The organism is Bartonella sp. MR110HLJHH (assembly GCF_042194225.1).
GTDB classification, from domain to species: domain Bacteria; phylum Pseudomonadota; class Alphaproteobacteria; order Rhizobiales; family Rhizobiaceae; genus Bartonella; species Bartonella grahamii.
Genome location: NZ_JBHIMQ010000011.1, coordinates 19,722 through 32,631 on the forward strand (window position 1 = coordinate 19,722; position 12,910 = coordinate 32,631).

The 12,910-nt window shown below is 35.6% G+C and carries 12 protein-coding genes and 1 pseudogene; 3 read left to right on the forward strand and 10 right to left on the reverse strand.

Annotated elements, in window-relative coordinates; translation table 11 throughout:
• Positions 1-720: 720 nt before the first annotated feature.
• Complete coding sequence (locus tag ACFIKB_RS07105) at positions 721-951, reverse strand: hypothetical protein (protein ID WP_375644942.1); 231 nt, start codon at positions 949-951, stop codon at positions 721-723.
• Between the two features lie 428 nt (positions 952-1,379).
• Between ACFIKB_RS07105 and ACFIKB_RS07110 the strand changes: the two are divergent.
• Positions 1,380-1,738, forward strand: a pseudogene (locus ACFIKB_RS07110) (integrase); the annotation flags it as partial.
• Between the two features lie 79 nt (positions 1,739-1,817).
• On the opposite strand, the gene ACFIKB_RS07115 reads toward ACFIKB_RS07110, so the two are convergent.
• The 5 genes from ACFIKB_RS07115 to parA all read right to left on the reverse strand — a co-directional run bounded on the left by ACFIKB_RS07115 (position 1,818) and on the right by parA (position 4,741).
• Entirely contained in the window at positions 1,818-2,036 is a 219-nt protein-coding gene (locus ACFIKB_RS07115; protein WP_375636402.1) for an EexN family lipoprotein, read from the reverse strand.
• Positions 2,037-2,039: 3 nt separating this feature from the next.
• Positions 2,040-2,306 carry an EexN family lipoprotein gene (locus ACFIKB_RS07120; RefSeq protein ID WP_375644940.1) on the reverse strand — a complete coding sequence of 89 codons (267 nt, stop codon included), beginning with the start codon at positions 2,304-2,306 and terminating at the stop codon, positions 2,040-2,042.
• A 188-nt stretch (positions 2,307-2,494) separates the two neighbouring features.
• On the reverse strand, positions 2,495-2,731 hold the full coding sequence (locus ACFIKB_RS07125) for an EexN family lipoprotein (RefSeq protein ID WP_375644939.1): 237 nt from the start codon (positions 2,729-2,731) through the stop codon (positions 2,495-2,497).
• Between the two features lie 1,153 nt (positions 2,732-3,884).
• Positions 3,885-4,115: a plasmid partition protein ParG gene (locus ACFIKB_RS07130; protein WP_015856697.1), complete on the reverse strand. Its 231-nt coding sequence runs from the start codon at positions 4,113-4,115 to the stop codon at positions 3,885-3,887.
• A complete protein-coding gene (parA, locus tag ACFIKB_RS07135) occupies positions 4,112-4,741 on the reverse strand; it encodes a ParA family partition ATPase (RefSeq protein WP_375647479.1) in 630 nt (209 codons plus the stop codon). Before parA ends, ACFIKB_RS07130 begins: the two co-directional genes overlap by 4 nt.
• 1,003 nt (positions 4,742-5,744) lie before the next feature.
• On the opposite strand from parA, the gene ACFIKB_RS07140 reads away from it, so the two are divergent.
• Complete coding sequence (locus ACFIKB_RS07140; protein ID WP_375636395.1) at positions 5,745-6,074, forward strand: TIGR01244 family sulfur transferase; 330 nt, start codon at positions 5,745-5,747, stop codon at positions 6,072-6,074.
• A gap of 668 nt (positions 6,075-6,742) precedes the next feature.
• On the opposite strand, the gene ACFIKB_RS07145 is transcribed toward ACFIKB_RS07140, so the two are convergent.
• The 3 genes from ACFIKB_RS07145 to ACFIKB_RS07155 all read right to left on the reverse strand — a co-directional run bounded on the left by ACFIKB_RS07145 (position 6,743) and on the right by ACFIKB_RS07155 (position 10,036).
• The gene (locus ACFIKB_RS07145; protein WP_375653151.1) at positions 6,743-6,883 is read right to left on the reverse strand and encodes a hypothetical protein; all 141 of its coding nucleotides are present in this window, start codon (positions 6,881-6,883) and stop codon (positions 6,743-6,745) included.
• A gap of 1,306 nt (positions 6,884-8,189) precedes the next feature.
• Positions 8,190-9,191, reverse strand: a complete 1,002-nt coding sequence (locus tag ACFIKB_RS07150; protein WP_375636391.1) for a bifunctional riboflavin kinase/FAD synthetase — start codon at positions 9,189-9,191, stop codon at positions 8,190-8,192.
• On the reverse strand, positions 9,191-10,036 hold the full coding sequence (locus tag ACFIKB_RS07155) for a TIGR01459 family HAD-type hydrolase (protein WP_375636389.1): 846 nt from the start codon (positions 10,034-10,036) through the stop codon (positions 9,191-9,193). The genes ACFIKB_RS07150 and ACFIKB_RS07155 overlap by 1 nt, the downstream gene beginning before the upstream one ends.
• A 1,239-nt stretch (positions 10,037-11,275) precedes the next feature.
• Here ACFIKB_RS07155 and ACFIKB_RS07160 point away from each other — a divergent pair.
• Entirely contained in the window at positions 11,276-11,635 is a 360-nt protein-coding gene (locus ACFIKB_RS07160; protein ID WP_375636387.1) for a helix-turn-helix domain-containing protein, read from the forward strand.
• Positions 11,636-12,464: 829 nt separating this feature from the next.
• On the opposite strand, the gene ACFIKB_RS07165 is transcribed toward ACFIKB_RS07160, so the two are convergent.
• Positions 12,465-12,701: an EexN family lipoprotein gene (locus ACFIKB_RS07165; RefSeq protein WP_375636384.1), complete on the reverse strand. Its 237-nt coding sequence runs from the start codon at positions 12,699-12,701 to the stop codon at positions 12,465-12,467.
• Positions 12,702-12,910 lie beyond the last annotated feature (209 nt).

The following is a 12,910-nucleotide window of genomic DNA, read 5'->3' on the forward strand; positions in this document are numbered from 1 at the left end:
TTCCTACTCATGTGAGTCACTTAAACGAAAGGCTCAATAAATCAACCTACGAATATTCATCGCACACTAAAAAATACTTAAACGTTACAAGAAAACTTATATGCCTTATATTACCGCTATAAATGATAGTGTTTCATAGCATAACAGGATAAAAAAGTTTTCTGCAACACAAAACCTACAAAATCAATTAATATTCTCTTTAAAACTTTCTTTTTTAAGATTTACAGTGCTCTAATTCCTCAAGCCTTTACAAAAAAGGAACGATTTTAAGCTTGCCTAATATATTGTATCAACATACACTACGGTTTGTAACATATTGTTATTCATAAAATCACCTCAAAAAGAACAGAAAGAGGTTTTTATGGCTGATCTCGTAAAAGCCGCAGTGCTTTATTCAACCTTGATTATCACCATGAATGCTTTTGTTGTTATTTTAGTTCTCGTAATAGAAATATACTAAACATACTCTCTTGGCTTTTTGTAATTTGCGCAAACGATCATTTTAATTTTACATAAGATCAAAGCGAAATTTTAACTCTACAGATAAATTACACACCTAATTTCAAACATCGCTTGCAACTATTTAAGTGTTAACTCTGCTTTTTGTATGCATTTTTAACCATCAGTTTCCATCTTTTCACGCTACTTGAATCTCAACTTCATTCCCGCCTTAAAGAACTAAATTTTCTACCAGATCCGATCTGTAAATAATTTGTCTCCTTATTGAGTAAGTTCCTCTTGCTTCTCCCCTTCAGGGCATATCACAATTCTAAAGGAATATTTCAAGAAGCTTATGATAAATCCATTGAACACCATCATCACACACTTGCGAGGGAATAAACCAGCACCATCACATACTTTTCCAGCACCAAATGTTGCAACAACCTTTAATCCTTGAGATAGTTCATAAAAGACATTTTTACTTCTTTCTTCAACAGTTTTTATCCACACGGCTCTCCATGCTTGTAACGTGCAAGTAGATGGTTTTAATTGATTCAACCTAGAACAGATTTTGACGAGATCCTTATTCAACATAAAATAATTAAATTATTTTTATAAATCAAAGTATTATTCAAAAAACAACTCATACATAAAGTTTTGCATGAGCTCCACCACTCAACATGATAATATTACAACACAATTAAAATAAAAAATAACAAGGAAAAACCTTACAAACTCAGAAAAGAGAGGGGGAAAATGAAAAGATATGGAGAGCGCTCAATTCCTCACACATCCAGCAAAACCGTCCTAGCAAAACTGCCTCACGTCTTAACTAATGTTATAATATTCTCAAATCAAAAGCAATTTTTTAAAAATATTTTGAGAAAAACATTTAAGTATAAAACGATAATAATTCCATTCAGAATATTTTTCTCTTTATTAAGACAGAGAAAAGTAAATTCCAAACAAATGTTTCCTCCCAATTTTTCCGAAATTAGCCGCAACGCTTAAAGCCGGTCTTAGTGTGATGAAACATTTATTTGTGATGAACGCAGAAAAACACCCCAAAGGTAGATTCAATCTCATGTTTTAAATACATGCGACCAAAACATTAAACAATCAGCACATAGTTTGAAAAATTAGCAATAACACGTAGCAACTCATTCGGATGCAATACTATCACAATTGAAAGCACTTTTTGGCTGGACAAATAGACAGTATAGCATCCGTTTACACAAAGAGTACAGATCGTAAACGGCTAATTCTTGAAGCCATCAAAAGGCTCTCTAAAAGTTAGAGAGAGCCTAAAAAACGTAATAGAATCAACAATTAACCAATTCCTTATTGATAGAATCAATTTATTGAATTTTATGTTTTTAATTAATGCCAAACATAAGTTCCATATACGCTTGTCTGGCATGTTGACAATTTTTAGATTTCTTTATAGACGATGGATCCATCTTTTCACACTTTTTTACCCACTCTTCGAGTAATGTTTTATCTTTCTTGAATTCCGCCACGCTGTGATTTTTTTCGCAAGCAGCAAGGACAAGTCCAGTACAAAGCAGCACTGCTGTAATAATGACTTTATTCATGATTTAATTCCCTTCCTTTTTATCTTCAGTTTTTTCTTGGTCGTCCTTTCCAGAGCCGAAAACTCCCCATTTTTTACGAGTTTCTAATTCAGCTTTTTCTGCGTTTTTACAATTTTGAGAATCAAAACTCCCTGCAATAAAACATTTCTCTAACCACTGATTGAGTAATTTAGGATCTTTCTTAAAATCTGCTACGCTATAGTTTTTCTCGCATCCAGCAACAGCAAGTCCAGCACAAAGCAGCACTGTTGTAATAATGGCTTTATTCATAAATAAATTCCCCTTTTTTCAAATTTACAAAGTTTAGGACACAATTTAGGGTTCCATTAAATTTGTACATTCGGTTCATTGGTGCATTTTCAAAAATTTTAAAATCGACTTCTGTACGCAATTTTTTCCAACCTATGATGATAAATCGCGTACAAAGAAAAACACCGCTATCAATATATTTTTATGATTTAATTGTTGTCCTGCTTTTTTTCAGTTTCATTCCCTTTTTTGCCACTTTCACGAAGTTCCTTTGCAAGATTTCTATAATGCTCTTGAAAAAGCTCCATATCGGCTTGCATGACATTTTGACAATTCTTGGTTGCAAAAGCAGAGGTCCCGATTTTATCGCATTTCTTTCCCCATTCTTGCATCAATTTTTTATCTTTCTTAAATTCCTCAACACTGTAGTTTTTTTCGTGAACCAACAGTAACAAGCCCCGTGCAAAGCAACAGCGCTGTTATAATGATCTTGTTCATGATTTAACCCCTCTCTTTGTTTTATATTTTATTAACAATATCTTTGGATTCACATCCCCTCCTATATTGTGACCTTGCGTCTAACTTTCCTTTGCAAATACGCAAACTTGTAACGCAAACATGTTAAATCATGAAAACTGCTTTTATTTATCAGACTTGCATTTGTAGCATTATCTGCACGGCTGCTCTTTGTATTTGAAGTATTTAAACTTCAGCAGTAATTTTGATATCTTGGCATTTTTCAAAAACCACTTCATCATGAGAAGTCGCACAAAATCTTATCAAAAATTCGTAATGCCTATATCCATTGCAAATTCCCTGCAAAAGAAAGAATACACCTTTTAACCAACTGATTGCGCTCTTATCATTTCTTAAACCACCGGAAAAGAAAGAAAACTTTAAGTCCCCCTGCACTTTTTAAATGCCAATAGAAATGCTAAAAAAGCGATCTTATACATTATCAATTGAAGCAAAAAAGCCTATTTCCTTGCGTACCATTACGACTGGCATTAACTATTTAAGACTATAAAATCATATAAATGTAAGAAATACTGTCTATAATATGCTCAATGACTTCTTTTGTTTATTAGGAAAACTTATAGCGCGCCAATATCAGTAAATTTTACTTATTTATATCCCCCCTTTATAAACATGAATATAATTTAATAAAATAAATCGCTGCATAACAGAAAAAAATAATCAACGCTACTCTTAATTACATTATTTACGCATGTATTAAGTGAAATAAACAAAGAAATAACCTGACGTTTAAAATCATTATCAAGAAAATTTTTATGGAAGAATAAACTTATCTATTCATCTAGCGGATAAGATAGCGATATAAGATCACAAGTAGTATGATGATTATCATACTTATAGGGAAAAGTTTGTATAGGGAAAAGTTTGAAACGGAGAATTTTTCGCAAACTCATAGCTCTTTCATGAAATGATACAGAACCTTATGAAAAACAACTTAAATGAAGCAGCCCTCGTGAAAAAAGAAGGGAGATTTTATCATTATTAACTTCGTATAAAAACAAATGATATCATCTCTAGAAAAAGTATTCAAACCAACGAAAACTTATTATCATATATCACTTTTTACACTTTTCCGTATTTTTGTGAAAGCAATTCGCGCACCTCATCGGCTATTTTAGTTCCACGACTTGCACAACTTACCTTAATCAATCGATGCAAACTTTCTGGTATATCAATCGTGAGGCGCTTCATACCTCCACTCATGCTCCCTTTGGGGCTTCCTACCCATGCATCTGCTGTTAAAGGAATTGATTTATTCGTTGGTTTCGTGCCGATTTTAATTTTTTTATTCATCGCGCTAACTCCTTGATTTCCGCTGCAACAGCTTCAATCTCTGCTGTTGCTGGTCCTTGCTTATCAACTTCATAAACCGCCTTCCCCTGTGCTGCTGCTTCTGCAAAAATCACGCGCTGCGCAACGCTAGAAGAAAGAACATGCACGGGGTATATGCCAAGAGCTTCGTTCACATCACGCCCTATCGCTGTATTGACTATTTTACGATTAATAACAAAAGCAGATTCAAGATTTTCTTTATAAACACGTGCTTCGTCAATCAGCTTTACAATTCCATCGGCTGCCCAAATATCATAGGGACTAGGCAAAACAGGTATAAGCACCAAATCAGAAGCCATAAGAGCACTACGAGCAAGATCAGTCACACGTGGAGGACCATCGATAATAATATGATCATAACCATGACCAATCTGTGTAATCTCTTTGTGAACCGTTGCACGTGGTAAACCAATAACCGAAAACAAAGGTGCATCTTCACGCGCTGCAGCCCAATCCAATGCGCTCCCCTGTGGATCAACATCAATAAGCAATACCCGTGCACCGGTACGCGCAAAACTAGCCGCAAGATTAACACTCAACGTAGTTTTTCCTACGCCTCCCTTTTGATTCAAAAGTCCAATGATCATTTATTACGCCTTTCAGCATTATCGTTTTTACGATTATACAGAAAGTAATAAAAGAAGCAAGCATCCAATACGTGCAAAATAACCATTTCTCCTATTTTTAGGATAAAACGACAGCCCGCAACTTTGTCTTTATAATATTCTTTTAGCATAAGAAAAAACATTATGAAGATGATGTTTTTGAGAATAACAAAAATAAATCTAAACAAGAGACACGATCTTCTTCCCCCACCCTAAAACGAAGATTCTTACATCCATGTCGATCTGTGAACAATGCTCTGTAAATGATCCAGCTTCTTATCTCGCGCCTGCCATTTGGGCTTCTCCCTTCATGCAGTCCACTTAATGCAACTCTACAAATAAACTCCACTCTGAATATACAACAAACTATAAGAAGCATTCATTGTTTTGCACGTTGAATGAGAGAGCCGAAATCAGGAAGATTCTCTCATTTCATGCCCTCTGATATTAAATCAATCAAAATCATGTCTCTTGTACGTTACAAGCGGGGCTAGCGTGTGGGTAAAAACTGTACAAGAAAGGATTAAAATACTTCTTATGAACTGTCTCAAGAGCCAAGGACTGTAGTAACATTGGGGACTGAAAAATATAACAATGGTGCCGACTTCCTTCTTCATAAGCGTAAAGAGGGTAGTGATCAATGAATTTTATACTCTTATACGCTCGACAGGGTAAAATAGGCTTAAGAGAAATAAGAATACCTCTACCAAACGTGTGAACAAGCAACACAATGGAATGTCTATGCTTGGTAAACATAATAGATTATGCATAAAGACCAAACAGCCGTCTTGCATAAGGTCGAATAACGAACATATTGCGGAGTGAGATATTTTGCATCTTACAGCTCATTTTCCCAAAATAGATCTTCTCGACAAAAAGAATATTTTTGTTAAGATGCCATTGAAAAACTTATCTTCATTATGTTCTTTTATATACCAGACTAGGGGGGGGATCGTGAAAATCGTGCAATTGAGAATAAATAAAAATGAATTTACAACAAATTGAACCTGATATTTTTATCAGCGCCCAAATTAGCATAGAAAATATCAAAACATTGGCACAAGCTGGTTTTAAAACAATTATCTGCAACCGCCCCGATCACGAGGAGCTTCATCAACCTGACTTTTCTAGCATTAAAACGGTCGCAAATGAATATGGCATAAAAGCCTATCACATTCCCATTTCTCCTCCAACTATAGAACAGTCAGCTGTTGAAGCTATGCAAACAATTTTAAAAACCGCCTCTCTGCCTCTTCTCGCTTATTGCCATCACGGAGCACGCTCGCTGCATCTTTATCGTTTAGCGCGTCTTTAAACACAGATTTCATACGCTTCCTCCTCGCCTTAAAAGATAAAGACTCTTAAATACACATCGATCTGTAAAAAATAATCTGTCAATAATCTTTGTCTTGCGCTTTCCACTCAGGCTTCCCACTTCATAAGACTCTACACGCAAACTTTGCTGTTAAATATACAACAAACATGCACACCTGAAGCCATAAAAATGCATGAAAATTCATATGATGATCAAGGAAATCTATTTTCACCTCACCTTTTATCACTGCTTCACCTTCTTTGTCTTTCCCTTTACCAGTACGAGCTCATTCGTACACCATAGACACCTAAAACAACAGTAAAGCCACTAAGAAAACCCCATATTCCGTATAAAAAGCATGCAGAATATTTTATAAAAAATCCGTAAGCCATAATCTATGGTTAATTGCAAAATATTGATTTATAACAATTAATTATTTTGCACGTTGAGTGAGAAACCCTAATACCGTAAAATTATCTCATTTTAAGTCTATTTATAGTGAATCAATCAAAAGCGTGTTTCTTGTATGTCACAAGCAGGAAGAGTTCGTATGAAATAAAACGAGTTAAGAAAAATCCCTCTCATAAACATAAACGCTCTCAAATAGCCAAGGCTGTACAACACTGAAGGCTTGTCAATATAACTGATGATACCGGATTGCTCTTTTATTAGACATAAAGATGATAGCGCTCAACGGAGCTTGCAAGATACCATTCATGAGTGCCATCATGAAAACGGATATAGGAAGCGTTGAGAGATATTTCTTTAAAACAGGCGCGTAAATTAGCAACACAAGTATATTCCAGCATTTTATTTTACCTGTAGAACGTGATTATCCTATTCAAAAAACAACAAAGCCTGAAACTGTTATTTTCATGATTTAAGAGATATTGCTCTAGACACTTTTGAAAGTGGCAAAGCCGAATTTAAAAAAGACAGTCATCTGGACTGATTTCCCCCTTTATAACTTCATATTTTTCCCCAATAAGGCTGTAGATTGATTTCAGAGATTATCCAAATGAATATGGCAATAGACTCTCCCCATCTGGTATACAAAAGCTGTAACAGCAAAGAGAGCACTAAAGCGCTTTAATCTTTGTCTCAAACATACTGCTCGCGTTGAGGATCGCTAAAGCAAAAGTTTTATGAGAAAAACAACACCATAAAGTCATGAATAGAGCGAACATAGATTGGAAAGATGTCCCAACTTTTATCCAACACTTCTATCAAAAAACAACAAGACATAATTGGCTTTGCATTTTCATATCCTTACAAGACAGCCTTCCCGTTACATTATAGGCGTTATATTTGTGAAGGACAAAGAAGATATATGGACAGTTCTTTGTTTGAGAATCTGAAAGATTTACGTATTACGACAACCAAATTGTGCCTTTATCAATCAAAAGCATTAAAAATTTTTGAAACAAGTACACCTGCTTTCTCGCAATGATTTCTTTTTATCTGCAATCGATCATAGTCTCCTTAATGTAGATTTCCTATCACAATATACGAGAGAAACGAGACTTAAAGCATTTTCCATCAGCTTCATTCTCGTTTACGTGATTGGTTAGCACAAAGCCGCTGCTGACCACCGCTCTACTTCACGAGGCTCAACAAACGAACCTTTTTTTAATATTCATCATATGATACTAAATATCACATGCGTAAGATTTTACATAAACCCAATCCCATCATAAAAGACGATATGTCATAATAAAACAAATTAGAAAAAAGAGACCATAAATTTTTGAAATAAAAGAGTTATCGATTAAATTTTATCAAACTATAAGCTTAAAATCGCAAAAAATTTTAAAAACAGCCTTTCTCTCTCTTCACGTCTATTATTGCCAAATAGGCTGAGGCTTATTCTTTACTGCATCTTTTATGATGGGTTTTAACGGATCAGAAAGAAACAAGCAGTAAACTTTTGAATGACAACAAAAGCCATAAAATGAACTTTGAAAAAGATAATGCCAAAATCAGATATTCAGATATTCGATTCTCCCTCTCAACAACGGAAACAACATATATTCCACGATGTTTTGGAATATATCTTTGTGATTATAATCACTTTAAGTGCTATTTTTACAGCTCTTTTATCTTTTGCAGATAAGTTTAGGGCATATTTTTAAAAGTAAGCAGCCTATCCAACTTTGATAATGGTTGTGCTATCTTTAAAATTTCTTTTGCTTTTTTTTCATCACGGTGCATTTGCGCAATCAAAGGTTCAAGCCCATCAAATTTTTCTTGTCCTCGCAAAAACTGGAAAAAAGAAACGGTACAGCTTTCCCCATAAAGGTCGTCGTTAAAGTCAAACAAATAGGTTTCCAAAAGTGGCGCACCATCTTTAACAACCGTTGGACGACAACCAAAGCTTGCAACACCATCATACAAAACACCGTTCGCACGACGTAAACGCACCGCATAAACACCATGAGCCAAACGAACTTGGGAAGGCAACATTTGATTGGCGGTAGGAAATCCCAAAAGACGTCCAAGTTTATCGCCTTGAATAATATTGGAGCATACCCGATAGTGATACCCTAACAAATGAGCTGCTTTGTCCACTTTTCCTTGTGAGAGAAGCTGCCGAATAAAACTAGAGGAAATAATCAACTGTTGTGAATCTTGAAGACGCGAAACGCAAGGAACTTGCACAACCTCAAATCCATATTTCTCTCCCCTTTGGCAAAGAAGCTGCACATTTCCACTTTTCTGATGACCAAATTGAAAATTTTCCCCTGTCACCACAACTGAAACATCAAAAGCCTGTTTTAAAATCGATTTGATAAATTCATCCGCTGAAAGCGTGGCAAAGTGCGCATCAAAGGGCTGTTCAATCACACCATTAAAGCCAAGGACTTTAAAAATTTCAGCTTTTTCAGCTGCCTCTGTCAAACGATAGACAGGAGCTGAACGTTGAAAAAAACTTCTTGGATGTGGTTCAAAGGTTAAAACAACTGCTGGTTTCTTTTTTATCTGCGCGAAATCAAGCGCTTTTTGCAACACCATCTGATGTCCGCAATGAACACCATCAAAATTTCCAAGTGCCAACACGGCTCCCCGCCAAGCCGAGGGAAACATGTGAGTCCCCTGAAGACGCAAAAAATTAGCCATTACTGAAGTGCCCACATGATTGCTTGTGGTTTATAACCATGACGTTCAAGAAAAGAATGCAAAGCTTGCTTATCCACCACACCATTTTGCGCATAATCATAATGATGAATCCCCCCCATAATATAAAGGGCATCAAGACCAAAATGAGCCGCCCCCTTAATATCCGTCAAAAGACCATCACCAATAGCTAAAACTTGACTTTTTTCCACAATTCCACGAATGTTTTGAAGTTTTTCAAAGGCACACTCATAAATAGGCGCGTGAGGTTTTCCAGCAATGCGTACTTCCCCCCCTAATTGTTGATAAAGACGCGCCAATGCACCAGCGCACCAAAATTCTTTATTTCCATAATGGACAATCACATCAGGATTAGCACAAATAAAAGGTAAATTCCGCGCCCGCATGCGAAGAAACATCTCCTCATAAGCAGAGGGTTCTTCGTCAAAATCTTCAAGAAAACCGCTGCAGACGACAACAGAAGCCTCCCATTCTTCAACAAATTCACACTCTAACCCTTCAAACAGCACCAAATCACGTTGTGAACCAATAAAAAAAACTTTACGCGGAGCTGTCCGAATGAGATCGCGCGTTACATCCCCTGAAGTGATAATGGCATCATAATAGTCACGATGAACATTCATGCTTTGTAATTGAGCAGCAACATCTTCCCGTAGCCGAGGAGAATTGGTCAATAAAATAACATTTTTTCCCATTTGTCGAATTTTATACAATGCTTTCAACGCTGGTTCAAATGCATGTACACCGTTATGCACAACACCCCACACATCACAAAAAACAGCATCATAATGCGTTATAATAGTCTCAATATGGGTAAGTTCATTCATGGTGCACCTATCTTTATTTATCATTTAAAGCTGTCTTTTATTTCAAAACTACTTACCGAAAGATAATACTTGTGTCATCTGCTTTCTCAAACCATATTCCAACTTTGCATCGCTTATAGCAATCATAAGAAATGACAAAATAAATAAGTTATCGTTAAGTTGTGCAAAATTCTAAAACGCTTTATATCAAAAGCTTATCATTCCACAATGCTCATTTTTCTCATAAAAACTTTAATTCTCACAATAACTGCGTTGATACAGTTTTTTATCTAAAACACGCACATTCTTAAAAACGAACAAAAAAACTCCTTAAAAAAACGCTTCCTTAAGTATAGAATTATTGATTTATAATAATAATTTATTATTCATACATAATGAGAAACCAAAATATCTTTTCTCATTTCAAATCTGTTGATATTGAATCAATCAAAACTTTTCGCTTGCACATTATAAGCAGGATGAGCGTATAAATAAAAACACGTGAAGAGAGAAAAATAGCTCTTATGCTCCCTTTCAAAGGTAAAAACTGTCGTAATATTTTAGACTGACAAAGAGTATGTGCCCTCCAAGCATCTTTTTTTCAGTAAAGATAGAAATATAGCTTTTATCCCATTCATCGAAGCTTTTACGTTATACACTTTACGAAACGCCATTTGTGAAATGGGCGCTAACATTGAGAAATATCTTCTCAAAACAAACATGTGAATATACAACAACCAAATCTATTCTGTTTTGATTTTATTTTGCATGAGGGCTCTTTACTCATAAAAGGTTTCCCCTATCATCATGATATCTCAGACGCATCAAAACAAGCCATTTTGGTTATTGGTTAAGAACAGCACCATAGACGGTGCCTTGACCTTAAAAACCAAGGTTTACCTTTGAAAAAAGCGAATCTGAAAACGTGAGTTTAGTAAGAAAACCTTAAAAATTTGAAAGGCAAACAACCTCCTATTAAAAAAATCTATCCGTCTTAAGAAAAACTATTTTTATTGCCAATCTCCTAAAATTACTTTACTAATTAGAAAATGTATTGGTCGTATACGCAACGACCAATAGGGCCTTGAAAACCCGAAACCCTAGCGTAAAAATAAACCCAGTGTGTGGGTATCCCGGAATTCCGGGAGATTTTGCTATGTCCAGGTGCTCCAAGCACTAAAAGCAAAATGCTGACTAGGGTTCAGTGTTTTCAAGCTCCCGGAATACCAATGCGAGGGCGCTCGCAACCGGAGGGGGCAAATGCAAACTCAAAATCTTAATGTTGATCTTTTTGTAGGCAAAAAAATTCGCTTTAGGCGAAAAATGCTCAAAATGTCTCAAAAAACATTAGGGCATCATTTAGGTGTCACTTTCCAACAAATCCAAAAGTATGAAAAAGGCTTAAATCGCGTGAGCGCAGGACGTTTAAAGGAAATCTCCGATATATTGGATGTCCCTATTGCCTTTTTTTACGCTGATATCATCAAAAAAGAACATACCCCGTACCATCATGATGAAATTGTAGCGAGCAAAGAGGAATATTTGCTTTTAAAAAGTTTTAGAATTCTTACATCTGTCAAACAAAAAGCAATTTTAAAATTAATTTCTGATCAAAATTAAAACCTTTAAAAACATAAGTATAGGGTGCTACACGCTCTGTTCTTGGCTTCCTTCCCACACATCAAAGGATGCAAATCCCTCCTCAAACTGGTTGATACCCAATCCAACTTCTCAAAAACAGCTCCCTCTCGGCTTCACATTTCATATGGTTCCTTTCACAAAATTATACAAGAAAGCCCTCTCTTGAATATTCACTACACTCTCTTATCAAAACACCCCATGCATAAAGTTTTTATGCCTTACACCACACCTCAAGCGATATTGATTTATAAAGAGTATTCATTGTTTTGCATGTTAAATGAGAATCCAGAATAGCGTAAGATCCTTTCATTTCAGACCCGCTCCATGTTGAATCAACCAAAATCATGTCTCTTGCAAGTTACAAGCGGAAAGAGCCCTTGTGGATAAAAAACTATTAAGAAAGGATTAAAAATGCCCCTAATGAACCGTCTCAAGTGCCAAGGGCTGTAGCAACACCCACGAGCTGGCAAATATGCGCCGGCTTACTCCTTTATGAAGCGTAAAGATCGTGGTGCTCAATGGATCTACCATTATACCATTCACGGACACCACCGTGAAATGGGATTGGCTGCCTTAAGAGATGTTTCTATAAGACAATGCTATCCAGTTTTCTCATGATCATAATCCTCAATCTAACAAAGATGAAACAAACAATAGGATTGCAAATATGATTTTGGAAGCTCATCTGAAAGATGAAAAATGATAAAAATCTCCGCTATAAAATTTAAAGAAGCAACTATTCGTTGAACCGTAACTTCTTTATTTTAGAATTTTTATATAACACTTTACTGTTGAGTATGCATAACCGTTAAAACGCATGACCACGATCTATAGAATTAAGCTTTGGCGAGAAAAACATTTCAGTATCTGCTTGTAAAACATTTTGACAATTTTTAGATTCCTTAACAGCTTGTCCTGAAAGAAAACACTTCTTTCCCCATTCTTCCCTTAATTTTGCATCTTTCTTAAAATCCTCTACGCTATAAGTTTTTTCACACCCCACAGCGAATAATAGAGCCATGCATAATAAAATAATTTTTTTCATTTTATCCCTCTTTAAATACCTTATCTGTTAACATCATCCCCCAAATGAGTTTTAAATTTTCATACTGTATGAGAAGACAGCCTTACTATCACTTGCTTTCTTTCAAAGTGAACACTCTGAGTAAAATAATGCAAGAAGAACTCACGACAGCCATCGTATGAGTTTGTCATAAAATATAATGAGAAGAAAAAAGCCCAAACTGAGTAAAA

Bases quoted from the DNA above. Each gene is read 5' to 3' on its own strand.
- ACFIKB_RS07115 (WP_375636402.1), bottom strand. From the start codon at position 2,036: ATGAATAAAGTCATTATTACAGCAGTGCTGCTTTGTACTGGACTTGTC.
- ACFIKB_RS07120 (WP_375644940.1), bottom strand. From the start codon at position 2,306: ATGAATAAAGCCATTATTACAACAGTGCTGCTTTGTGCTGGACTTGCT.
- ACFIKB_RS07130 (WP_015856697.1), bottom strand. From the start codon at position 4,115: ATGAATAAAAAAATTAAAATCGGCACGAAACCAACGAATAAATCAATT.
- parA (WP_375647479.1), bottom strand. From the start codon at position 4,741: ATGATCATTGGACTTTTGAATCAAAAGGGAGGCGTAGGAAAAACTACG.
- ACFIKB_RS07140 (WP_375636395.1), top strand. From the start codon at position 5,745: ATGAATTTACAACAAATTGAACCTGATATTTTTATCAGCGCCCAAATT.
- ACFIKB_RS07145 (WP_375653151.1), bottom strand. From the start codon at position 6,883: ATGCTGGAATATACTTGTGTTGCTAATTTACGCGCCTGTTTTAAAGAA.
- ACFIKB_RS07150 (WP_375636391.1), bottom strand. From the start codon at position 9,191: ATGGCTAATTTTTTGCGTCTTCAGGGGACTCACATGTTTCCCTCGGCT.
- ACFIKB_RS07155 (WP_375636389.1), bottom strand. From the start codon at position 10,036: ATGAATGAACTTACCCATATTGAGACTATTATAACGCATTATGATGCT.
- ACFIKB_RS07160 (WP_375636387.1), top strand. From the start codon at position 11,276: ATGCAAACTCAAAATCTTAATGTTGATCTTTTTGTAGGCAAAAAAATT.
- ACFIKB_RS07165 (WP_375636384.1), bottom strand. From the start codon at position 12,701: ATGAAAAAAATTATTTTATTATGCATGGCTCTATTATTCGCTGTGGGG.